This window comes from Nocardia mexicana NBRC 108244 (assembly GCF_001613165.1).
Classification (GTDB): Bacteria; Actinomycetota; Actinomycetes; order Mycobacteriales; family Mycobacteriaceae; genus Nocardia; species Nocardia mexicana.
Genome location: NZ_BDBV01000043.1, coordinates 1 through 22,367, shown reverse-complemented (window position 1 = coordinate 22,367; position 22,367 = coordinate 1). Strand labels below are relative to the sequence as shown.

The 22,367-nt window shown below is 65.4% G+C and carries 27 protein-coding genes; 8 read left to right on the top strand and 19 right to left on the bottom strand.

Annotated features, from left to right (window positions below; genetic code table 11):
• Positions 1 to 4: 4 nt before the first annotated feature.
• The 10 genes from NM1_RS16975 to NM1_RS16930 form a co-directional block, all read right to left on the bottom strand.
• Positions 5 to 550 (bottom strand): adenylate kinase, encoded by a 546-nt coding sequence (locus NM1_RS16975; protein ID WP_068020635.1) that lies wholly within the window; start codon positions 548 to 550, stop codon positions 5 to 7.
• Entirely contained in the window at positions 547 to 1,869 is a 1,323-nt protein-coding gene (secY, locus tag NM1_RS16970) for a preprotein translocase subunit SecY (protein ID WP_068020633.1), read from the bottom strand. The genes NM1_RS16975 and secY overlap by 4 nt, the downstream gene beginning before the upstream one ends.
• A 109-nt stretch (positions 1,870 to 1,978) precedes the next feature.
• Positions 1,979 to 2,422, bottom strand: a complete 444-nt coding sequence (gene rplO / locus NM1_RS16965) for a 50S ribosomal protein L15 (protein WP_068020631.1) — start codon at positions 2,420 to 2,422, stop codon at positions 1,979 to 1,981.
• Positions 2,419 to 2,604 (bottom strand): 50S ribosomal protein L30, encoded by a 186-nt coding sequence (gene rpmD / locus NM1_RS16960; RefSeq protein WP_068020629.1) that lies wholly within the window; start codon positions 2,602 to 2,604, stop codon positions 2,419 to 2,421. Before rpmD ends, rplO begins: the two co-directional genes overlap by 4 nt.
• Before the next feature lies 1 nt (position 2,605).
• Positions 2,606 to 3,244, bottom strand: a complete 639-nt coding sequence (gene rpsE / locus NM1_RS16955) for a 30S ribosomal protein S5 (RefSeq protein ID WP_068020627.1) — start codon at positions 3,242 to 3,244, stop codon at positions 2,606 to 2,608.
• Positions 3,245 to 3,281: 37 nt separating this feature from the next.
• Positions 3,282 to 3,689, bottom strand: a complete 408-nt coding sequence (gene rplR, locus NM1_RS16950) for a 50S ribosomal protein L18 (protein WP_068020626.1) — start codon at positions 3,687 to 3,689, stop codon at positions 3,282 to 3,284.
• A 3-nt stretch (positions 3,690 to 3,692) separates the two neighbouring features.
• Complete coding sequence (rplF, locus tag NM1_RS16945; RefSeq protein WP_068020624.1) at positions 3,693 to 4,232, bottom strand: 50S ribosomal protein L6; 540 nt, start codon at positions 4,230 to 4,232, stop codon at positions 3,693 to 3,695.
• A 15-nt stretch (positions 4,233 to 4,247) separates the two neighbouring features.
• Positions 4,248 to 4,646 carry a 30S ribosomal protein S8 gene (gene rpsH / locus NM1_RS16940; RefSeq protein ID WP_040745733.1) on the bottom strand — a complete coding sequence of 133 codons (399 nt, stop codon included), beginning with the start codon at positions 4,644 to 4,646 and terminating at the stop codon, positions 4,248 to 4,250.
• A 262-nt stretch (positions 4,647 to 4,908) separates the two neighbouring features.
• Entirely contained in the window at positions 4,909 to 5,523 is a 615-nt protein-coding gene (locus tag NM1_RS16935; RefSeq protein ID WP_068020622.1) for a Uma2 family endonuclease, read from the bottom strand.
• Between the two features lie 146 nt (positions 5,524 to 5,669).
• Positions 5,670 to 6,257 carry an isochorismatase family protein gene (locus NM1_RS16930; RefSeq protein WP_068020619.1) on the bottom strand — a complete coding sequence of 196 codons (588 nt, stop codon included), beginning with the start codon at positions 6,255 to 6,257 and terminating at the stop codon, positions 5,670 to 5,672.
• A gap of 166 nt (positions 6,258 to 6,423) precedes the next feature.
• Here NM1_RS16930 and NM1_RS42310 point away from each other — a divergent pair, with 166 nt between their 5' ends.
• Positions 6,424 to 7,584, top strand: a complete 1,161-nt coding sequence (locus tag NM1_RS42310) for a GlxA family transcriptional regulator (protein WP_246011567.1) — start codon at positions 6,424 to 6,426, stop codon at positions 7,582 to 7,584.
• Positions 7,585 to 7,680: 96 nt separating this feature from the next.
• Here NM1_RS42310 and NM1_RS16920 read toward each other — a convergent pair whose 3' ends face one another.
• The gene (locus tag NM1_RS16920) at positions 7,681 to 8,253 is read right to left on the bottom strand and encodes a TIGR03086 family metal-binding protein (RefSeq protein WP_068020617.1); all 573 of its coding nucleotides are present in this window, start codon (positions 8,251 to 8,253) and stop codon (positions 7,681 to 7,683) included.
• Between the two features lie 193 nt (positions 8,254 to 8,446).
• Between NM1_RS16920 and NM1_RS42305 the strand changes: the two genes are divergently transcribed.
• Positions 8,447 to 8,803, top strand: coding sequence for a hypothetical protein (locus NM1_RS42305; RefSeq protein ID WP_147289082.1), 357 nt, complete (start codon positions 8,447 to 8,449; stop codon positions 8,801 to 8,803).
• A gap of 200 nt (positions 8,804 to 9,003) precedes the next feature.
• The gene (locus tag NM1_RS41195) at positions 9,004 to 10,032 is read left to right on the top strand and encodes a DNA-methyltransferase (RefSeq protein ID WP_211339499.1); all 1,029 of its coding nucleotides are present in this window, start codon (positions 9,004 to 9,006) and stop codon (positions 10,030 to 10,032) included.
• On the opposite strand, the gene NM1_RS42300 is transcribed toward NM1_RS41195, so the two are convergent.
• The 5 genes from NM1_RS42300 to rplN all read right to left on the bottom strand — a co-directional run bounded on the left by NM1_RS42300 (position 10,021) and on the right by rplN (position 12,348).
• Entirely contained in the window at positions 10,021 to 10,698 is a 678-nt protein-coding gene (locus NM1_RS42300; RefSeq protein WP_169814278.1) for a BglII/BstYI family type II restriction endonuclease, read from the bottom strand. The two genes, NM1_RS41195 and NM1_RS42300, sit on opposite strands and share 12 nt — an antisense overlap.
• A 212-nt stretch (positions 10,699 to 10,910) precedes the next feature.
• The gene (locus NM1_RS16915) at positions 10,911 to 11,096 is read right to left on the bottom strand and encodes a type Z 30S ribosomal protein S14 (RefSeq protein WP_029923637.1); all 186 of its coding nucleotides are present in this window, start codon (positions 11,094 to 11,096) and stop codon (positions 10,911 to 10,913) included.
• Positions 11,097 to 11,100: 4 nt separating this feature from the next.
• Positions 11,101 to 11,664 carry a 50S ribosomal protein L5 gene (rplE, locus tag NM1_RS16910; protein ID WP_068020614.1) on the bottom strand — a complete coding sequence of 188 codons (564 nt, stop codon included), beginning with the start codon at positions 11,662 to 11,664 and terminating at the stop codon, positions 11,101 to 11,103.
• Entirely contained in the window at positions 11,664 to 11,978 is a 315-nt protein-coding gene (gene rplX, locus NM1_RS16905; protein ID WP_068020612.1) for a 50S ribosomal protein L24, read from the bottom strand. Before rplX ends, rplE begins: the two co-directional genes overlap by 1 nt.
• Before the next feature lies 1 nt (position 11,979).
• On the bottom strand, positions 11,980 to 12,348 hold the full coding sequence (gene rplN, locus NM1_RS16900) for a 50S ribosomal protein L14 (RefSeq protein ID WP_068020610.1): 369 nt from the start codon (positions 12,346 to 12,348) through the stop codon (positions 11,980 to 11,982).
• A gap of 358 nt (positions 12,349 to 12,706) precedes the next feature.
• Here rplN and NM1_RS16895 point away from each other — a divergent pair, with 358 nt between their 5' ends.
• From NM1_RS16895 to NM1_RS16880, 4 genes are all read left to right on the top strand, one after another.
• The gene (locus NM1_RS16895) at positions 12,707 to 14,752 is read left to right on the top strand and encodes a M13 family metallopeptidase (RefSeq protein ID WP_246011568.1); all 2,046 of its coding nucleotides are present in this window, start codon (positions 12,707 to 12,709) and stop codon (positions 14,750 to 14,752) included.
• Positions 14,753 to 14,832: 80 nt separating this feature from the next.
• The gene (locus tag NM1_RS16890) at positions 14,833 to 16,866 is read left to right on the top strand and encodes a M13 family metallopeptidase (protein WP_307719316.1); all 2,034 of its coding nucleotides are present in this window, start codon (positions 14,833 to 14,835) and stop codon (positions 16,864 to 16,866) included.
• Between the two features lie 89 nt (positions 16,867 to 16,955).
• On the top strand, positions 16,956 to 17,624 hold the full coding sequence (locus tag NM1_RS16885; RefSeq protein ID WP_068020608.1) for an AIM24 family protein: 669 nt from the start codon (positions 16,956 to 16,958) through the stop codon (positions 17,622 to 17,624).
• 56 nt (positions 17,625 to 17,680) lie between these two features.
• Positions 17,681 to 18,079: a hypothetical protein gene (locus NM1_RS16880; RefSeq protein WP_174556883.1), complete on the top strand. Its 399-nt coding sequence runs from the start codon at positions 17,681 to 17,683 to the stop codon at positions 18,077 to 18,079.
• Here the strand turns inward: NM1_RS16880 and NM1_RS16875 are convergent.
• From NM1_RS16875 to NM1_RS16865, 3 genes are read right to left on the bottom strand one after another with little or no spacing between them, the layout of a single operon-like run.
• Positions 18,066 to 18,497, bottom strand: a complete 432-nt coding sequence (locus NM1_RS16875) for a hypothetical protein (RefSeq protein WP_068020606.1) — start codon at positions 18,495 to 18,497, stop codon at positions 18,066 to 18,068. The two genes, NM1_RS16880 and NM1_RS16875, sit on opposite strands and share 14 nt — an antisense overlap.
• A gap of 18 nt (positions 18,498 to 18,515) precedes the next feature.
• Positions 18,516 to 18,914, bottom strand: coding sequence for a hypothetical protein (locus NM1_RS16870; protein WP_084519715.1), 399 nt, complete (start codon positions 18,912 to 18,914; stop codon positions 18,516 to 18,518).
• Positions 18,915 to 18,927: 13 nt separating this feature from the next.
• Positions 18,928 to 21,297 (bottom strand): DUF8616 domain-containing protein, encoded by a 2,370-nt coding sequence (locus NM1_RS16865; protein WP_068020602.1) that lies wholly within the window; start codon positions 21,295 to 21,297, stop codon positions 18,928 to 18,930.
• A 669-nt stretch (positions 21,298 to 21,966) separates the two neighbouring features.
• On the opposite strand from NM1_RS16865, the gene NM1_RS16860 reads away from it, so the two are divergent.
• The coding region (locus NM1_RS16860; protein ID WP_157123941.1) for a hypothetical protein at positions 21,967 to 22,367 on the top strand (401 nt) is incomplete at its 3' end.

Here is a 22,367-nt window from a genome sequence, read left to right as displayed (position 1 = left end):
CGCGTCAGCGGCCCAGGGCCCGGAGCAGGCGGTTGTTGACCTCTTCGACCTCACCGACGCCGTCCACCGACACGACCAGCCCGTCGTAGTGCTCGAGCAGCGGCTCGGTCTCCTCGCGGTATACGCGCATCCGGTTGCGGATCACCTCTTCGGTGTCGTCGGCGCGGCCACGGCCCATCATGCGGCCGACCACGACGTCCTCGGACACCTCGAAGCTGAGCACGGCGTCCAGCTCGAAGCCGGCCTCCTTCAGCATCTTCTCCAGCGCCTCGGCCTGATCGACCGTGCGCGGGTAGCCGTCGAGCACGAATCCGTTCGCGGCATCGGGCTCGGCGATACGCGCCTCGACCATGCGGTTGGTCACGTCGCTGGGCACGAGATTGCCCGCGTCCAGGTACTTCTTCGCCTCGCGGCCCAGCGGCGTCTGCTGGTCGATGTTCGCACGGAACAGATTCCCCGTGGAGATATGCGGGACACCCAGCTTGTCCGACAACAGTTCGGCTTGCGTGCCCTTGCCGGCACCCGGCGGTCCGAGCAGTACGAGTCTCACTTGAGGAACCCTTCGTAATTTCTGTTCATCAGTTGGCTCTCGATCTGTTTGACCGTATCGAGGCCAACACTCACGACGATCAGCACGGCCGTGCCACCGAACGGCAGGTTCTGCAAACCGCTCGAATTGCCCATGTTAAGGAACAGGTTGGGCAGTACCGCCACGGCACCGAGGTAGAGGGAGCCGGGGAGGGTGATGCGGCTCAGGACGTAGTTCAGATAGTCGGCGGTCGGCTTACCGGGACGATACCCGGGAATGAAGCCGCCGAACTTCTTCATCTCGTCCGCGCGTTCCTCCGGGTTGAACGTGATCGCCACGTAGAAGTACGTGAAGAACACGATCAGCGCGAAGTAGATGATGATGTACGCCGGGTTCGTCGGATCCACCAGATACTTCTGGATGATCTCCTGCCACCAGCTGGGGTCCTGCGTATTCGTCGACTGGGTCAGCTGGGCGACCAGGTTCGGCAGGTACAGCAGCGAGGACGCGAAGATCACCGGGATCACACCCGCCTGGTTGACCTTCAGCGGCAGGTAGGTGGAGGAACCGCCGTACATCTTGCGGCCGACCACGCGTTTCGCGTATTGCACCGGTATTCGGCGCTGGCCCTGCTCGACGAAGATCACCGCGACGATCACCAGGAAGGCGCCGACGCACACCAGGGAGAAGATCAGCGCACCCTTGCTGTCCAGGATCGCCTTGCCCTCACCGGGAATCCGCGCCGCGATGCCGGCGAAGATCAGCAGCGACATGCCGTTGCCGACGCCGCGCTCGGTGATCTGCTCGCCGAACCACATCACCAGGGCCGCACCGGCCGTCATCACCAGCACGATGATGATCATGCCGAAGATGCTGGTGTCGGCGAGGATGTCCTCCTGGCAGCCGCGCAGCAGCTGACCGCGGGCGGCGAGCGCCACGAGACCGGTGGCCTGCAGGATCGCCAGCGCGATCGACAGGTACCGGGTGTACTGCGTCATCTTGGTCTGGCCGGCCTGGCCTTCCTTGCGCAGTTCCTCGAAGCGCGGAATGACCACGGTCAGCAGCTGGATGATGATGCTCGCGGTGATGTACGGCATGATGCCGATCGCGAACACCGACAGCTGCAGCAGCGCACCACCGGAGAACAGGTTGATCAGCTGGTAGATCCCGGCGTTCTCGCCGCCGGACACCTGCTCGATACAGGTCCGGATCGCCTTGTAGTCGACACCGGGCGACGGCAGCGAGGCACCGACGCGGTACAGCGCGACGAGGCCCAGCGTGAAGAGAATCTTCCGCCGTAAGTCCGGGGTCCGGAAAGCCGATACGAAGGCGGAAAGCACAGATCCTCCTGGCTAACGACATGGGGCAGGGCAGACAACAACTTGACTTTAACAGCGACGCCGGACGGGCTCTCACCCGTCCGGCGCCCCCTACTACATAAGGTAACTGTCAGCCCAGCTCGGTGGCGGTTCCACCGGCGGCGGTGATCTTCTCCTTGGCGGAGCCGGAGAACTTGTCGGCGGAAACCTGAACGGCCACACCGATTTCGCCCTCGCCGAGCACCTTCACCAGTTCGTTCTTGCGCACCAGACCGGCCGCAACCAGCTGGTCCTTGTCGATCGCACCGCCCTCGGGGAACTTCACGGCGATGTCACCGACGTTCACGACCTGATACTCGGTCCGGAACGGGTTGGTGAAGCCCTTCAGCTTCGGCAGCCGCATGTGCAGCGGCATCTGACCGCCCTCGAAGCGAGCGGGCACATTCTTGCGAGCCTTCGTACCCTTGGTACCGCGGCCCGCGGTCTTGCCCTTGGACGCCTCACCGCGACCCACGCGGGTCTTCTCGGTCTTGGCGCCCGGGGCCGGACGCAGGTGGTGGAGCTTGATGGTCATGCCTTGACCTCCTCAACATTTACGAGGTGGCGCACGACGTTGATCAGCCCGCGGTTCTCGGCGGTGTCCTCGCGGACGACGGACTTGCGGATGCCCTTCAGTCCGAGGGTGCGCAGCGAATCGCGCTGATTCTTCTTGGCGCCGATCGTGGACTTGATCTGGGTCACCTTCAGCTGTGTCATGTCAGGCTCCCACTCCCGCGCGCGCACGCAGCATGCCCGCAGGTGCCACATCCTCGAGCGGCAGGCCACGGCGGGCCGCCACCTCTTCGGGACGCTGCAGCATCTTCAGGGCCGCCACGGTCGCGTGCACGACGTTGATGGCGTTGTCGCTGCCGAGCGACTTGGCCAGGATGTCGTGGATGCCCGCGCATTCCAGCACGGCACGCGCGGCGCCACCGGCGATCACACCGGTACCCGGCGAGGCCGGGCGCAGCATGACGACACCGGCCGCCGCCTCACCCTGGACCGGGTGGGTGACGGTGGAGCCGATCATCGGGACGCGGAAGAAGTTCTTGCGCGCCTCCTCGACACCCTTCTGGATGGCCGCCGGCACTTCCTTGGCCTTGCCGTAACCGACACCGACCAGGCCGTTGCCGTCGCCCACGATCACCAGGGCGGTGAAGCTGAAGCGCCGACCACCCTTGACGACCTTGGACACGCGGTTGATCGCGACAACGCGCTCGAGCTGGTTCTTCTCGGCGGCATCGTTGCGACGATCGTCGCGGCGGTTACGCCCGCCGCCACGCTCCTGGCGGCCGCCCTCGTTCGAATTCTGTCCGGCGGGTCCGTTTCCGCCGTCACGCCGCTGACGTCCCGGCATCAGACGTTCCTTCCGTTCATGCGCTTGGTGCTGGTCATTAGAACTTCAACCCGCCTTCCCGTGCGGCATCCGCCAGGGCGGCGATGCGGCCGTGGTAGTCGTGGCCGCCGCGGTCGAAGACCACGACCTCCACACCGGCGGCCTTGGCGCGGGCGGCGATCAGCTCGCCGACCTTCTTGCCCTTGGCGGTCTTGTCGCCGTCGACGGCCCGCACGTCGGGCTCGATCGACGAGGCGGCGGCGACGGTCTTGCCGACCGAATCGTCCACCAGCTGGGCGTGCAGGTGCCGCGCGGAGCGGAACACGACCAGGCGCGGGGTCTCGGCGGTGCCGGCGACCTTCTTGCGCAGCCGGAAGTGCCGGCGCGTCTTCGCGACTCGGCGACGGGTCGACACGTCCTTGCCGAGCGGCTTGCGCGCGGCCTTCTGAGTATCAGTTTGTGCCATGGCTTACTTACCCGTCTTCCCTTCCTTGCGCCGCACGACCTCGCCCTCGTAGCGAATGCCCTTGCCCTTGTACGGGTCGGGCTTGCGCAGGCGGTGGATCACCGCGGCGACCTGGCCGACCCGCTGCTTGTCGATGCCGGACACCGAGAACTTGGTGGGGGCCTCGACCTTGAGGGTGATGCCCTCGGGCGCCTTCACCGGAACCGGGTGGCTGTAGCCGAGCGCGAACTCGAGGTCGCTGCCCTTCTGCTGCACGCGGTAACCGACGCCGAAGATTTCCATCTTCTTCTCGTAGCCCTGCGAGACACCGACGATCATGTTGTTGATCAGGGTGCGGGTCAGACCGTGCAGGGAGCGGTTGCGACGCTCGTCGTCGGGACGCCCGACCTCGAGTTCACCGTTCTCGGCCTTGACGATGGTGATCGGTTCGGCGATCACGTGCGACAGGGTGCCCTTGGGTCCCTTGACCGACACGTTCTGGCCGTCGATGTTCACCTCGACGCCGGAAGGAACGGCAATCGGCCTCTTACCGATACGCGACATTGTTCCTAACCTCCCTTACCAGACGTAGGCGAGGACTTCGCCGCCCACGCCGTGTTGCTTGGCCTGACGGTCCGTGAGCAGGCCCTGCGACGTGGAGATGATGGCCACGCCCAGGCCGCCCAGCACCTTGGGCAGGTTGGTGGATTTCGCGTACACCCGGAGGCCCGGCTTCGAGACGCGGCGCACGCCCTGCAGGCTGCGCTCCCGGCTCTGGCCGTACTTCAGGTCGACGATCAGGGTCTTGCCGACGGTCGCATCCTCGGTGCGGAAGTCGGCGATGTAGCCCTCGCGTTTCAGGATCTCGGCGATATTCGCCTTGAGCTTCGAATGCGGGGCCTTCACCTGATCGTGGTACGCCGAGTTGGCGTTGCGCAGACGGGTCAGGAAGTCTGCGATCGGATCAGTCATGGTCATGCTTGACCGCTCACCTTTCTCGCCGCGGTTCCCATACAGCACCCGCATGCCTTTCGGCACGCCGATCGTGGGCCTACAGCAATTCGGCTGGTCCGGCCGGCAAATCACCGACCGGTTGAGTTCGTATCGCCCGGGTCGCGCACACACGAAGATGGGCACAGGGGTGCCCAGGCAACTGGTCCAGTGTAAGCAAGCCCCTCGTCAGGGCCAAAACCGGGGTGACGTGACGCTGCACTCACCCCCTACTCCGCAACCTCGAGCGTCAGGCGAAGTCGCGGCGACCGAGATCGTACAGCGCGTTCGGAGTCACGCTGATCTCGAAGGGATGCTCGACCACGAGGGTCTCATCGGCGGTGGCGACCGCCGTACGGACGTAACGGCCGCCGTCGAGGTGAAGAGCTTCGATGCGCGGAACCGGGCGAAAGTCGACGATCCAATAGCTCGGCACGCCCGCGGAGGCGTATTCGATGCGCTTGACCGTCCGATCATGGGCCTCGCTGCCGCTCCTCGGCGAAACGACCTCGACGATCAGCAGCAGGTCGGCCGGGTCGAGAAACGTCTCCTCCTCGGCGAAACCGGTCTCCTCGGCCTTCGAATCGATGACGAACACATCGGGCTTACGGATACCGTTCGGGAACGCGAACTCGTACTCACCACCATCGACCAGCACATCGGCACCTGCGCGGCGGGCGGCGTCGACGAACAGGCATCGGAGCCCGCGGCTCATCCGGTTGTGACGCAGAGACGGAGACATCTTCTCGATCAGCCACCCGTTCCACAGCTCGGAGCCCTTCCCCTCCTCGGGGCTGTTGTGGAGATCTTCCGCGGTGTATGGGCCCACGCCGAAGGACGAGCTGAAATCGATCGCCGCGCTCACAGCTCCTCCTCGCCTCGTCCCGCAATTGCTCGTCACGCGTCCAGAATTACTGGTCAGCATAACCGCAATCGCCGGTCGTCGAACGGCGTTGCGGCGTACAGCGACCCCGCCCGCATCAATCGATGATCCAGGTCGACGGCGTCCCGCTACTTCAATTCGGAGGAAGAGGGGACGACGATTCCGTAGAGGTCGGCGATGGTGGCGAGAGCGGCCTGGTGGAGCTGGTCGGCGGAGACGTCGCCCGCGGCGCCGGGGAGGGGTCTGGTTGCGCAGGCATCCGCGACGACCGTCGGGTGATTGCCGCGCAGGAATGCGCCCTCGGCGGTGAAGGTGACGCACATGTGGGTCATGAAACCGGCGATGACGACGTTCTCGTGGCCCGCGGCGTCGACGTGTTCGCCCAGGTCGGTGTCGACGAAGCCGTTGGGGACGGTCTTGACGACGACGGCCTCGCCCTCGATCGGGGCGACCTTCGGGTGGATCCGGCCGATCTCGGCGCGGATGTCGTAGGGGGTGCCCTCACCGCCGTCGTTGATGACGTGGATGACCGTCGATCCGGCCGCCCTGGCCTCGGCGAGCAGAGCGGCGGCGTTCTCGAGGGCGGGCTCCCAGCCGGTCAGCTCCATCACGCCCCGGGTGTAGGTGTTCTGGTAGTCGACCAGGATGAGGGTGGCGTCGGCCAGTGCGGCCGGGGTCGGGTCGAAGCCGTTGAGTTCGCGCAGGGTTGTCGCCATTTCCGTTGTCTCCGTTGGTATTCGAGGGGTTCGGGCCTCCGGTTTCCGGCCCGATTTCGACACTATGGCGGATGCGCTATGTCGGCAATGTCATCTAACATGCAGATTCAGACATCCAGCGTCGGCCATATCCAGCCGCCCCTTCGACTCACCGAACGGAGATCCGTTGGGCACCCGCGAACGACTGATCGTCATCGTCCTGTTCGATCGCGTCGACCTGCTCGATGTGACGGGGCCGCCGGAGGTGTTCTCGCTGCTGCAGCGCGAGATGGACGAGCCGACCGGGTATCGGGTCGTGCTGGCCGCCGAGACAATGGACCCCGTGACCACGTCCGCCGGGGTGCGGGTGCTGCCGGATGCGACCTTCGAGGATGTGTCGGCCAGGCGTATCGACACCCTCGTGGTGCCCGGCGCGGTCGAGACCGTCCTCGGTGCGGCCGACTCCCGTACCTCCCCGGCCGACGACAGCCCTCGTCCGGTACGCGCGACCGGTGACCAGAATCCTGACCTCTCCCCCGGTATCCCTGCCGCGGAGAGCCCTCGTCGCCCTGTACAGACGGTTGCCGATCGGCCTCCCAGCGCCTTTCATCCCGCCACCGACAACGCTCGCCGAGTGCGGGCGATCGCCGATCCGGTGGTGGTCGACCGGGTGCGGCGGCTGGCCGGCAACACCCGCCGTATCGCCTCGGTGTGCGTCGGGGCGCACATCCTCGCGGCCGCCGGGCTCCTGGACGGCAAGCGCGCCACCACCCATTGGTCGACGGCGCGGCAGCTCGCGGCCGAGCATCCGGCGATCGAGGTGGATGCCGATCCGATCTTCATCCGCGACGGAAACGTCTGGACGGGAGCGGGACTCAGCGCCTGTTTGGACCTCGCACTCGCCCTGGTCGCCGATGACTTCGGCGAGGCGATGGCTTTGCGGGTGGCCCGGCAGCTGGTGATGTATCTGAAGCGGCCGAGTGGGCAGAACCAGTTCAGCGTCTCGCTCGACCCGGTGTCGACCACGCGCCGCATCGATGACCTGCGCGTGTACATCACCCAGCACATCACCGACCCACTCACCGTCGCCGATCTCGCCGAACGCGCCCACGTCGGCGAACGGCAGCTGACCCGCATCTTCAAGACCGATCTCGGCACCACCCCCGCCGCCTATCTCGAATCGGCCCGGGTCGAGGCGGCCCGCAACCGCCTCGAAACCACCGACGACACCCTGGACCGCATCGCCTCCACCTGCGGCTTCAACACCACCGACACCCTCACCCGAGCCTTCCGCCGCCAACTCGACACCACCCCTGCGGAATACCGAGCCCGCTTCCGCATCGGGTGAGGATCGTCCCCATTCCCGCACTCCCTGCGCGTTCCCGCACCCACTGCATGGGCTTGCAGCCGGTGCGGGAACGAGTAAAGGGTGCGGGAACTTGGGCTACTGCTCGCGGCCGAGGAAGGAGAGCAGCCGGGTCTGTTCGTCGGCGTCGGCGGGCGGGGGGAGTTCGGGGCCGAAGAAGCCCGGGGCGCGAACCACATTGGTGCGTGCCCACTCGTCGGCGCGGGCCACGAGGTCGGGCGGGAGCTGAATGTCCATGCCGAGCGGATGCCCGATATCCCAGGCGTGGGTGATCGAATCGGTCAGCAGCAGCGGAAGGATGGCCGCGAGCGGGATCTCGCCGATCCCCGTGATCTGCGTGACCCGCGCCAGCGCGGCATCGGTCAGCGCGGCATCGCACGCGGCGCGAGCCGCCCGGAAGTCCTCGACCGGATCGCCGCCGACCTGCACCGCGGGATGCGCGGATCCGGGCGCCCCACTCCGGTCGCCGAACTCCTCACCGGTCGCCCAGGCGCACATCTGCCGCTGCGCCCAGGTGACGTGCCCGGCAATATCGCGAACCGTCCACTCGGCACAGGCCGACGGCGAATCCCATTGATCCGCCCCCACTTTCCCCAGCACCGCCTCCAGCTCGTCCTGCGCCCGCCGATACGCCCGCAAGGTCTCGTCCATCACTGTGTTCCTCCAGTTCGAGGGTTGTTGTCACAGCAAGGACGATCGGCGGGCACCCAACTCGACACCGGAGGTCCGAAACCACTGATACCAACGGACTACGACACCAGACCGAAGTAGCGCCGTACATCCGGTTCCGCAGCTCTAAGGTGTGAAGCGGCGCGAGGCCGAGCGGCCCGCGGAGAGGAGACTCGTGCCCACCGCATTCCTGACGTTCCCCCTGCTCGCGGCGGCGGAAACGCTGTTCGGCTGCCCGTCGGACAACTCGTCCGGCGATACCCACGCAGCGGAGAGCGGCGCATCCCAGGCGTCCGCACCCGCAGGCGCGGCGGCTACGCCAGCCGCCGGCGAGGCGGTGGAAGGTCTGACGGTGCAAGCAGGCACGGGCACCGAACGGTTCCTCCTACCAAGCGTCGCGGTGCGAATCACCTCATGCGAAAACGATTCGGAGCTGTCAACCTTGACTACAGGCCGAGACGGCACCGCGACCTATAACGCAGCCGACGGTTGCTACCGCGCCGCGGTGACGACCGCCCCATCCGGCTGCTAATCCGATGCGATTGCAACCGAAACCGCCGACGTCAAATACACCCAACCGGCCACTGCCCGCTTCCTGATCCACTGTGCCTGACAGCCCGGCCATCAACTGCTCACAACACCCGGATTCGCCGACACATGAGCCCCAAAGCCCCACCTTGTCGGGGACGCAGAGTATCCTTTGACCACGACTCTTCACGAAGGGATTTAGAATTGGCGCCTATAAAGCTCGACCATATCGAGCTGGGAGATTGCCTGAAGTGGCTGAAGACTCTCCCAGACGAGGCCGTCGACTGCATCGTCTCGTCACCTCCGTACAACATCGGGAAATCCTACGAGACAAGGCGGGAACTGGAACATTATCTGACAGAACAAAGAGAAGTTCTTTTTCAATGCGCAAGGGTGCTAAAAAAGACGGGTTCCATATTTTGGCAGGTCGGTTCGTATTCCAACAAAGGCCAGCTGATACCTCTGGACATAAAATTCTTTCCGATACTGGAGAGCCTCGATCTACAGCCTCGCAACAGAATAATGTGGGTGCGGCAGCACGGCTTGCACGCACGAAACAAGTTTTCCGCTCGACATGAGTCCATTCTTTGGTTCACGAAGAGCGACGATTACAAGTTCAGCCTTGAGGAAATTCGGGTACCTCAAAAATATCAGAACAAAAAGTCGTGGCGAGGGGAGAACAAAGGGGAGCTGACGTGCAATCCACTGGGAAAGAACCCAGGGGATATCTGGTCATTTCAGAATGTAAAGCATAACCACGAAGAACAAACGATACATCCAGCGCAATTCCCAGAAGACATGGTGAGTAGGATGATACTTGCCACCACTCAGCCTGGCGATGTCGTCATGGATCCTTACATGGGAGTCGGTACCGTCGCCGTCGCAGCACAGGATTTGCACCGGCATTTTACCGGTGCCGAAATCGATCAGGAATATTTCAACATCGCACTCCAAAGAATAAAGGGCGAGCCGGACGACGAGGGTATATTCCCTAACTTGAAAACTCTACGCTCCTACGCTTCTCGGACAGGCACCCCGGCATCAGATTATCGATTCGCAGTTCAAACTGGCAGAGTCGCAACCGATCGAACAAAGTCGAAAATCTTCGATGAAGAGCATCACCGTGCAGAGCTGGCGGACCGCTTGGAGCTCGAAGAATCTGCCTTTGGCGATAGGTTGCGTGGCATCATCGAGGATAAGCCCCAAGCAGAACAAGTCGGCCTATTCGAGTGACGCCACCAAGTTTCCATGTTTGGCCGGTCGCGAACTCCACGTAACATCGAAGGTACGAAGGACCTTTGACCGTGGAACTCGGTCGTAGCGGTTATTTGCATAGGTGTTCCAAACCGCTTCGACCGACCGAGCGAGTGAATCCAGCGTTATTCCGACCAGCCGGATCGGGAGAGTAAATTCCAGGAAATCCATCACAGTTTTTATCTGAGCGCGAGCCTGCTCATAGTACAATGTACTGTTGGATGCCGGAAGTTTTCCGCTTTTTGTGACAATTATCATCGCCTCGACTCCCGACATCCCCGATAGCTGAATCTTGGAGCGATAAACCCCCTGGGTACGTATAATATTATTCCAAAGAAATGGATAGTTCGAGAACTGCCATTCAACTAGTGTTGTCTGCTTACCGACATCCCAATCGCTACCAAACATTTGTAGCTCTTTCGGAACTGGGATCGATTTCCACCCGTGTAGAGCTGCAGCGTCCGTCAACTCGCGGTTCGTAGCTTTCGGGTCAAATATCGGTCTGTGCCCCTTGCCTGCCTGATCGCTCGGCTGTAACTGTAGAGAGCATTTATCAAGTACTGCGTGAATTTCTGCCCATTCACCCGACCCTTCTCCCTCAAAAAACTCAGATGCGCCTGCAAAATCTGCTATTTCGAACTCCAATATATCCTCCTCTTTCCTTTCCAGACTATGAGCATAGTCGAACTTTGTCCAGACTCTTCACACTTACAGTCCATATTTGACACAATCATCCACAAGCCGCCGAATATTTTTCTTCGCATGCTTTCATCTGGCGATGACTCATCTACCCAATACATACAAATGCGGTGGTCCGTCGTCGACGAACCACCGCATCGGCGGGTCTGCTACTTATCTTACCAGCTGGACTTGTGGACGCCCGGGAGTTCGCCCCGGTGCGCCATTTCGCGCAGGCACACGCGGCACAGGCCGAACTTGCGGTAGACCGCGTGGGGGCGGCCGCAGCGCTGGCAGCGGGTGTAGGCGCGAACGGCGAACTTCGGCTTCGCGTTGGCCTTGTTGATCAGAGCTTTCTTAGCCATGTGCTCAGTTCTCCTTGAACGGGAAGCCGAGGTGCTTGAGCAGGGCGCGTCCCTCCTCGTCGTTGGTCGCCGTGGTGACGACCGTGATGTCCATACCGCGCGGGCGGTCGATCTTGTCCACATCGATCTCATGGAACATCGACTGCTCGCTCAGGCCGAACGTGTAGTTGCCGTTGCCGTCGAACTGCTTCGGCGACAGGCCGCGGAAGTCGCGGATACGCGGGAGGGCGATGGACACCAGGCGGTCCAGGAACTCCCACATGCGGTCGCCGCGCAGGGTGACGCGGGCGCCGATCGGCATGCCCTCACGCAGCTTGAACTGCGCGATCGACTTGCGGGCCTTGCGGATCTCCGGCTTCTGACCGGTGATCAGGGCCAGGTCGGCCACGGCGCCGTTGATCAGCTTGGCGTCGCGAGCGGCGTCACCGACGCCCATGTTCACGACAACCTTCACCACGCCCGGGATCTGCATCACGTTGGCGTAGTTGAATTCCTTGTTCAGCGCGTCCTTGATCTCGGCGCGGTAGCGCAGCTTCAGACGCGGCTGGATGTTCTCGGTGGTCGTCATCAGATGTCCTTCCCGTTGCGACGGGAGATGCGCACCCGCTTGCCGTTCTCGTCGGTGCGGTAACCCACGCGGGTCGGCTTGCCGTCGGAGTCGACAACCATCACGTTCGAGACGTGAATGGGCGCCTCCTGGGTCACGATGCCGCCCGAGCTGGCACCACGCTGGTTCGCGGAATTCGCGACATGCTTCTTGATCCGGTTCACGCCCTCGACCAGAACCTTCTCGGTCTGCGGGAAGGCCTGGATGACCTTGCCCTTGGCGCCCTTGTCCTTACCCGAGACGACGATCACGGTGTCGCCCTTGTGCACCTTCATGTCAGAGCACCTCCGGGGCCAGCGAAACGATCTTCATGAAACGCTTGTCACGCAGCTCGCGGCCCACGGGGCCGAAGATGCGGGTGCCGCGCGGATCGTTGTCCGGCTTGATCAGCACCGCGGCGTTCTCGTCGAAACGGATGTAGGAACCATCCGGACGACGGCGCTCCTTGGCGGTGCGCACGATGACGGCCTTGACGACATCACCCTTCTTGACGTTTCCGCCGGGGATGGCATCTTTCACGGTGGCGACGATCACGTCGCCGATACCGGCATAGCGACGCGACGACCCGCCGAGCACGCGGATGCAGAGGATCTCCTTGGCACCCGTGTTGTCGGCGACGCGCAGTCGCGACTCCTGCTGAATCACTTCAGCTCCTCCTAGACCTGGACGATATGCACGCCGGATTCCGACCCGACGGGCATGGCCAGTTGCCCTCCGACAGACCTTTTCGGCCCGCTCCGCAAGCTACGCGGGGCTGCGCCTGCCAGCGGTTTTGCAGATCTGAAGCGATCAACCACTGTGGGTTCGCGGCCGGAGTGCGGGCACACTTGTCCCGCAGGCAACCGGATCAGTGTAGCGAAGCCCCAGGTCGTGCCCAAATCAGGGGCCGGGACGACGGCGCGCGATGGGGGTTCGCGTCGATTCAGCGTTTGCTCAGCCCACTCCACTAACGTCGGCCGGGCTACGTCCGAGCAAGTGCACGTTACCTGGTAGAGGAGACCGAGTGACCGCGCCCGAGCGTCCGTCCAGACTCGCCCGCCGCACCTTCCTGACCGCCCTCGGCCTGGTGCCCGCCGCGGCGGTGCTGGCCTCCTGCGACAACTCCGACGCGGCCACGAAGCCGCTGGCCGGTCCGGATATGGCCGGGTCGGATCCGGCGGTCCGGCCCCAGGACGATCTGTTCCGGTTCGTCAACGGCACCTGGCTGCGGGACTACCAACTGCCGCCGGACAAGACCTCCTTCGGCAGCTTCGACGAGGTCAACGATCGAGTCGAGGGCGAGCTGAAGGAGATCATCGAGGGTATCGAGGACCCGAAGGCGGGGAGCGCGGACCAGCAGATCCGCGATCTGTACGACGCGCGTATGAACGAGGACGAGCTGAACAGGCTCGGCATCTCGCCGCTGCAGGACCTGTTCGCGCAGATCGACGGGGCGGCGAACAAGACCGACCTGGCCCGGGTGATGGGCGCGCTGCCGAACGTCGGGCTGATCGGCCTGGGCGTGGCGGCCGATCCGATGGACTCGAACGCCAACCAGCCGATGGTGGCCCAGTCCGGCCTCGGGCTCGGCGAGCAGTATTACCGCAAGCCCGAATATGCCGAGAAGCTCGCCGCCTACCGCACTTTCATGCAGCGCATCGCCGCCGGAGCGGGCTTCCCCGATCCGGCCGCCTACGCGCAGCGCGTGGTGGATCTGGAGACCCGCATCGCCGCCGGGTTCTGGGACAACGTCCGCACCCGCGACGCCTCGGCCACCTACAACCTGCGCAGCTGGGCCGAATTGACCTCGCTCGCACCGGGATTCGCCTGGGATGCCTGGTTGACGGGCAACACCGACCGGCCGAAGGAACTGTTCGCGACCGTGAATGTCGCCGAACCGTCGTTCGTCACCGAGGCCGGAAAGCTCTGGGACGAGGTCGATATCGCCACCTGGCGCGACTATCTGAAGCTGAGCCTGGTCCGCGAGTACGCGCCGTATCTGACCAAGGAGATCGCCGACGCCAACTTCGATTTCTTCGGCAAGGTGATGCAGGGCCTGCAGGAGCGCCCGGAGCTGTGGCGGTCGGCCGTGAACACGGTCAACTCCAACCTCGGCGAACAGCTCGGAAAGGTGTACGTGGCCAAGTACTTCCCGCCCGAGGCGAAGGACCGCGCCAACCAGATGGTCTCGGATCTGATGGCCGCCTACCGCGACAACTTCCGCAATTCGAGCTGGATGTCGCCGCCCACCCGGGACGCCTCCATCGCGAAGCTCGACAAGATCAATGCCAAGATCGGCTACCCGGACAAGTGGACCGACTACTCCGGGCTCCAGATCACCAAGGGCAAGCTCGTCGAATCCCTGCGTGCCACAACTGCTTTCGAGGCGAAGCGGATGTTCGACAAGCTGGGCAAGCCTGTCGACAAGTCCGAGTGGGGCATGCCGCCGCAGACTGTGAACGCCTACTACAACCCCTCCGGTAACGAGATCGTATTCCCGGCCGCGTTCCTGCAGCCGCCGTTCTTCGATCCCGAGGCGCGGGCCGCGGTGAACTTCGGCGCGGGCGGCGCGGTGATCGGCCACGAGATCGGGCACGGCTTCGACGATCAGGGCTCCAAGTACGACGGCGACGGCAACCTGAAGGACTGGTGGACACCGGAGGACAAGGCGGCCTTCGAGGCCAAGACCAAGCAGCTCATCGCGCAGTACAACGCGCTGGTGCCCGAGGGCCTGCCGCCGGAGCAGCACGTCAACGGCGAGCTCACCGTGGGCGAGAACCTGGCCGACCTGCGCGGCCTGATGATCTCCCTGGCCGCCTACCGGATCGCGGAGAAGCGCGACGGCACCGAGAACCCCGACTACCACCCGGTATTCGAATCCTGGGGCCGCACCTGGCGCACCAAGCAGACCCCGCAGGCCACCGAGACCCAGATCGCGAGCGATCCGCACTCCCCCGCCGAATTCCGCTGCAACCAGGTCGTGCGGAATCTGCCGGAGTTCTACGCCACCTACGACGTGAAGGAGCCGGACAAGTTGTTCCTTCCCCAGGACCAGCGCGTAAGCCTGTAGATCCCGGTAGCCTCTTGCGCAGCAAGTCGGCTACGAGCATGGGTGCGGGGCGTGTTGCCTCGCCGGGGAGTGGGTTTCTGGTGACATCGTCGGGTCCGGTGCGCCTCGAGCGTCGCGCGTTTCTGATCGCCCTGGGGCTCGTGCCCGCGGCCGCGGCCCTCGGGGCGTGCTCGAAGGACGAGGCACCGAAGCAGTTGCACGGCGCGGATCTGTCGGGCGTCGACGAGGCGGTGCGCCCGCAGGACGACCTGTACCGGTACGTCAACGGCAAGTGGCTGCGCGAATATCAGCTGCCGCCGGACAAGGCGGGGTACGGCGCGGGCACCGAGGCGGCCGAGCGCACCCAGGACCAGCTGCGCGAAATCATCGACGGCATCCGGGATCCGGAGCAGGGCACCGAGGCCCAGCACATCCGCGACCTCTACGACGCCCGGGTCGACTGGGACGAGATCGAGCGGCTGGGCATGACCCCACTCCAGCCGATGTTCGATCAAATCGACAGGGCCGCAACGAAACCCGATTTGGCGCGAGTCATGGGCGAGCTGCCGCTGGGCGGGTTGATCGGGCTCGGCGTGGGCATCGACCGCAAGAAGACCGACAGCTATGTGCCCTCGATCGGCCAGTCCGGCATCGGACTGGGCGAGGAGTACTACCGCAAGCCGGAGTACGCCGACAAGCTGGCCGCGTACCGCACCTTCATGGAGCAGATCGCCGCCGGCGCCGGACTTCCCGACCCGGCGGCACTGGCCGGGCGGGTGGTCGACCTGGAGACCCGCATCGCGTCGCACCACTGGGACAACGTGCGCCTGCGCGATGCCAACGCCACCTACAACCGCATGACCTGGGCCCAGCTGGTCGAACTCGGCAAGGGATTCGACTGGGAGCCTTGGCTTTCCGGCAACACCGGTCGGCCGAAGGAGCTGTTCGCCGAGCTGGTGGTGGGGCAGCCGTCGTATATCCCGGCGGCCGCGCAGCTCTGGGCGGAGGTGGATATCGCCGGGTGGCGAGAGTACTTGAAGCTCAGCCTGATTCGCTCCTTCGCGAAGTACCTGCCCAAGGCGATCAACGACGCCAACTTCCATTTCAACGGCACCGTCATGGCGGGGCAGAAGGAGCGGCCGGAGCGCTGGAAGTACGGCGTCGGCATCGTCCAGGAGTCGCTGGGCGAGCAGCTCGGAAAGCTGTACGTGGACAAGTACTTCCCGCCGGAGGCGAAGGACGAGGTCAAGAAGATGGTGGCCGACCTCATGGCGGCCTACCGGGAGGACTTCCGCAACTCCAGCTGGATGGCCCCGGCCACCAGGGACGCGGCGCTGCTGAAGCTCGAGAAGATGACCGTGAAGCTCGGCTACCCGGACAAGTGGACCGACTACTCCGGCCTGAAGATCACCCGCGGCAAGCTCGTCGAATCCCTGGTCGCCATCAACAACTTCGAGGCCAGGCGGGCATTCGACCGGCTCGGCACGCCGGTGGACAAGGCCGAGTGGAACAGCACGCCGCAGACGGTCAACGCCTTCTACTCCCCGTCCAACAACGAAATCACCTTCCCCGCCGCGTATCTGCAGCCGCCGTTCTTCGACAAGGACTCGCAGCTCGCCGTCAACTTCGGCGCGGTCGGCGCCACCATCGGTCACGAGATCGGCCACGGCTTCGACGATCAGGGCTCCAAGTACGACGCCACCGGCAACCTGCGCAACTGGTGGACGCCCGAGGACCGCGCCGCCTTCGACGCGAAGTCCAAGCAGCTCGTCGACCAGTTCAACGTGCTGGTGCCCGAGGGCCTCGAACCGAATCAGCACGTCAACGGCGAACTGACCCTGGGCGAGAACCTGGCCGACCTGCGCGGCCTGCAGATCGCGCTCGCCGCCTACCGGATGGCCGAGCAGCGCGCGGGCCGGGAACCCGACTATCGCAGCATGTTCATGTCCTGGGCGCGCAGCTGGCGCGGCAAGCAGACCCGGGAACTCACCGCCGAACTGCTCACGGATACCCACTCCCCCAACGAATTCCGCTGCAATCAGGTGGTGCGCAACCTCCAGGAGTTCTACGACACCTTCGGGGTGAAGGAGGGCGACAAGCTGTTCCTCCTGCCGGACCAGCGGGTGACGCTGTAGGGGCTCTCCGCGAAAACCGGTAACGCTGGTGCGCCGCCGATATACTGCGAAATCAGCGGGGACAACAGGACACGGGAGGCCGCTCGGTTATGCGCAGTTCGTTCTTCGGCAATCTGGATCAGGGGCAGCTCCCCGGGCACTTCGCCCTGCAGAACGCCAAAATGCTCCGAATCCAGCTCAACGGTGATGTGCTGGCCAAGCAGGGCTCCATGGTGGCCTTCCAGGGCCAGATGGACTTCGACTACGAAGGCGCCGGGGGCATCGGCAAATTCATCAAGAAGGCCGTGACGGGCGAGGGCGTGCAGTTGATGCGCGTCAAGGGCCAGGGCCTGCTGTTCCTGGCCGACGACGCCAACGACGTGCAGATGTTCTTCCTGGAGAACGAGGGCATCACCGTCAACGGCGCCAACGTGCTCGCCTACGACGCGAGCCTCACCTCCAACATCCAGCGGGTGCAGGGCGCGGGCATGGCCTCGGGCGGGCTGTTCAACACCACCCTGCAGGGCACCGGATGGGTGGCCGTCACCACCCACGGCGCACCGGTGATGCTGGACGCGAGCCGCGCCCCGACCTTCGCCGACGGCCAGTCCGCGGTCGCCTGGAGCACCAGCCTGCAGGTCGGCGTCAACCGCACCTTCAAGGCGAGCGCCCTCATCGGCCGCGGCAGCGGCGAGGCCATGCAACTGGCCTTCCACGGCCAGGGTTTCGTCCTGGTCCAGGCCAGCGAGGGGCCGACGGTGCCGCCGCACACGCACTGAGTATCAGCGAGGAACGACTACAGTCGGGACGGACGACAAGCTCGAGGGGGTTCGATATGAGTGACTCTGCGCCATCGGTTTCCGCCGATCATCAATTGCGGCTGGCCCGTGTATATGAGGGGCACGACCCGAGCGGACGGCCCGTCGCCGACCGAGCCGCCGTGAATCCCGAACTGCGCGAAGCACTTCTGACATATCTGGAGGCCGCACCGGTGGTGCTCGCCGCCCGGCACCTGGACGTCGACGAGTTCGCACCCGACGAGCACGACGTCCCCCTGAACTACCGCACCGACGGCACCTGGATCTGGGCGGGCTCGGTTCCCCACTACCTCCGCAAACACGGATTAGCCCCGGAGCCGAGCCTGGTTCAGCACATTCTGGAGCGCGGCTTTCGCACACCCGATGTCGATGAGGCGACGAAAGGCCTTGCGGTGTCGGTGATTACCGGGACGTGAGACGCTCCCGCATCCACTCCGGAACGAACTCGGCAGCGCGCGGATACAACTCCAGCTCCCGAGTGCAGTCCGCGCCGGACGGGGCGTCGTCCCACAGCGGCATCTGCTGTCGGTCGTACTCCACAGTGGCGGCGTCCGGGTAGTCGAGCCGATAGGTCGCGTGCAGCCAGGCGCCGGTCTCCGGGTTTGCCATCCCCGCGCGTAGCGCCCCGAATCGCTCGTCGACGTCCTCCGGCAGCGCGACACCGACCATTCCACCGTTCTCCATACGCAACAGACCGCCGCTGATCACAGTGTCGCCGACCGCGGTGTAATCGATTTGCAGATGACGCCACCCTGCCGGCAGCACCATCTGCAGCCGCGCCGTGATCGCGGACAGGATCTCGGATTGGGCCTCAGGGCCAAGCGGTTTCGTCACCGTAGTCAGTATTCCTCTTCACTCTGCTTCGGGCAGCTTCGCACGAAGCCAGTCCGGTATATGTTCTGGATTGCGAGGGTACGCTCGAAGATCTGTCGCCCATTCCTCCGGCGCGATCTCGGGCCACCACTGCGGGTCGTCGTCGTAGTCGAACAGCACGCGGTACTCCATCGGCGGATCGATGGTGTAACGCAGCGAGAACCACGTGCCACGGCCGGGCTCGTACATTTCGGCGCGCAACTCGCGCAGCGCCCCTACGACCGAAAACGGCACGGGTACGGCACGAGTCGCGCCATCGCGCTCGACCACCGTCAACTCCGACTGAGCCATGGTGCCGGTGCTCCAGAAGCGGAAATCGATCCGAAACCAATTCTCCGACACTGTCGACGCCAGATCGCGGCCGACGGTGGCGAGCAATTCCGCGTGGATTTCACGGGCTCGGTGGGGGTGGGTAGAGGTAGATGGGGTGTCTCGCTTGCTCGGGGACATTGTAGAAACTCCTCAAATACACTCGAATCGACGCCGGGTTCCTGAGAATCAGTTGGAACTGAGCGTGCAGAACATCCGGGGTGTGCACGCCAGGTGTTCGACGTTCCGCCCACACGTCGATCCTGTCGACATCGATATTGGGGTCGGCACGAAGATCGGCCTGATCCGACTCCATTCTCCGCCACGAATCCGACGTCGGCCGCTCATCCAGCCGCCAGCCACTGTTTTCGTAGGCCCACTGCGGAATATGGTTGATGCGTTCGCCGGGGCCACCCGATTCATAGGAGGCGAGGTGCCCACCGGCGAACCGATACATCCTGCGGTCCGCCGGCGCCTGGCTGTCGCGATCGTATTCCCCGTCGATGCGCGTGCCCGTACGATCGTTGCCGCCACTGGCGATTTGCCCCACGTCGGTCTGCAAGTTGCCGGTCTCGTCGAACCCGCGCCGTGCACCGAAGTAGTCGGCTGCCCTGGTTCCCGGCGGCGGGTAGTGCGGGCGAATCGACGCGGCGACGGTATCGCCCTGTGCGTCGGTCCGATACAGTTGCCGCGGCTCACGCGCATCGAAGCCGTCCAGATACCGTGGACCGACCGCATACGTGGTATTCGGCCTCGGAACCTGCAATCCGCTGTCCCAGGTCGCTCCCGTGCCGAGTTCCGGATTGAATCCATGGTCGCGGTTGCCCGACCACGTATGAATGTGGGAGAAGTTGCCGTGCGCGTCCGTGTAGAAGGTGCCGTGCCAATTCCCGTTGGTGTCGTATACGTCGTACCGAGTGTGCGGTTCCCTCGGCTCGCCCAGCGAGAACGGGCCGGATGTCGCCGGGTCGTAGTTTCGCACCGGCTCCGCCATCCGATACAGGCCGTTGTGATCGCCCGGCGGGTTCCAGTCGACGGCCGGTGGCACATCCCCGCGGTTGAACTCGTCGAAGCGCTGCGGCGGTTCATAGGTCGGCTCGCGGGCGGGTAGCGGCGAATCGTGCGGAGGGGGCACGGTCGCGTCCGGTTCGCGTCCAGCGGGCTGCCTCTCGTGGGTCGGCTCGGGCCCCATGAAGATATGCCTGAGGTTGGGGCCCGTCGACACGTTGTATTTGACGCCCGGAGCGGGCCGGGCGGTATCGGGATTGACGGGCGCCGCGATCGGATCACGGCTCAGCCCCACGTTCGGCACGGCCGTCTCGACGTGCGTGACATTCCGATCGGCATCGGTATAGAACACGCCCCGCAGATTGCCGTCGGTATCGGTGACCCGCATCCGGGAATTCGGCTGCAAGGGTTCCCGGCCGTTGAAATCGAGCACTCTGACGTCCCTGTCGACGGTCAACGGCACCTCCGGCAGCGGAGTGCCGTCGGGCCGAGCCGGGGGATCCCAGGTCTCCCGCTGCTGCGGGGTTCCGTCGCGACCCGGTTCGTCCCGGACCGGGTCGACGGGACGCGCGCGTTCGGCCGCGTCGTGAGGGGTCAGGTCCTGCTTGTCGGCGTCCCGGGTGCCCGGGACGAAGCCGTCGTCGCCAGCCCTGGTCGTCGACCCGTCGGGATGGTGGGTCTCCCATCCGCCGTCGGGTGGAATTCGCGGGCGGCGGTTGCCGTCCGGGCCTATTTCCGGGGTGCTGCTGTAGACGCGGCCCTGGCCGTCGGTCCAGGCGGATTTGGTGGGGGCGAGGACGTCTACGCCCAGGTGGGCGGCCAGGCGGCCGGCGAAGCCGTTGGTGGCGGCGTCGCAGCCGATCAGGCGGATCGGGCTCGTTCCGTCCCAGCCGTGGTCGCGCAGCAGGTTGCCGTATTCCTCGGGGGTGTATTCGTGTTTTCCGATGCGGGCGTGGCCGTCCGGGGTGACGTGCACGTCCGCGGTGAAGCGGCCCTCGTCGCGGGGGACGCGGTGCGGCAGGTCGCCCATGGAGTTGTCGCCGCGGTGGTGGGAGATGCCGGCGGGCGTCTGCTCACCGTGTCGGGCGTGAGCTTCCTCGATGCTCGGGCGGATTTCCGACGGACCGGTCTCGTGGGGTTCGGTGCGGTCCCGGTGCGGCTGCTCGTCGTCGCGATCCGGCCGGCGCTGCGACTCGGCTTCGCGCGGATCCCTCGGCGGCGCCTCGCGATCGTGCGGTCCGGACGGCCCCTGATCACGATCCCGGGGCGGTCCACCCGGCTCGCCCGGTCGATCGGCACCGAGCCCCGCACGATCACCCGGCATTGCGGTGCGGCCGGATTCGGAGCTCGCGGGTGTGCGCGGCGTGCTCTCCGCGCCGGTGCTGCGCGCATGGATCGGCGTTCCGGATTCGGGGCTCGCGGGCGTGCGCGGCGTGCTCTCCATACCTGTGCTGCGGGCATGGATCGGCGTTCCGGGTTGCCCGTCACCCGGCAACCCCGCCCCGCGCGACGCGTCGGACGAGCGCGCAGGGCTGGGGGCATCGGCCGTGCGACCCGCACCCGCCGGTTCGGCTGCCCGATCCGGGCCGCCGGACTCCCCGATACGCGCCGGGCCCGCCCCATCGCCTGCGCGCGCGGGACTACCCGAATCATCCGCGCGCACCGGGCTACTCGAATCACCGGCACGCGCGGGGTGACTCGAATCACCCACACGCGGAGAACTGCTCGAATCACCCACACGCGCAGGACTACTCGAATCACCCACACGCGCAGGACTACTCGAATCACCCACACGCGAAGAGCTACCCGAATCGCCCGCACGTGCCGGGCTGCTCGAATCACCGGTGCGTGCCGGGGTCGAGGTTTCGGAGCGGCCCGGGGTGAGCGAATCCGACCGGGCCGCAGGGCTACTCGCTGCGGGTCGGGGTTCGGAGCCCGGGACGACCGGGACGGTGCCGGGGTCGCCGGTGCGCGCCGCGCCGGGCGGGGACGTGCGGTCGGACGGTGGGGCTGCGGGTGAATCCCCCCTGGCGGCAACGGGTTCGGCGCCGATCGGGGTCGCGGCGGCCGGATGCATGTCCGGCGCTACGAAGGGCCGGTCCACCGGTGCCGCGTGCGCGGGACCGCCGTCGGCCTCGGGTCGCACCCCGGCCGCCGGAGCGGCGGCGTCGGAACCCTTGTCACCGACGGGCACACCCGGATCGCCGGGATGCGATCCATCGTGTGGCGCGCCGCCGAAATCTCCGTTCCCCGTGTGGGATACGTTCCCGGCCGGGACTGTCTCCGGAGTCGGGGGCCGCCCGGCGGCACCATCGTGGCCCGGCTGCACACCGGGTCCGTCATGCGGCGTGGTCGCGCTCGAACCGTCGTGGGTCGGCTGGCCACCGACATCCTGCGGGGCCGCCCGGTCGCCCGGGCCGTCGTGCGCCGGCTGTCCGCCCACCCCGTCGTGCGTCGCCGGTTCGTCCGCGGCGTCTCGCGCGGGACGCTCACCGGCCCCGTCGTGGCCCGGCC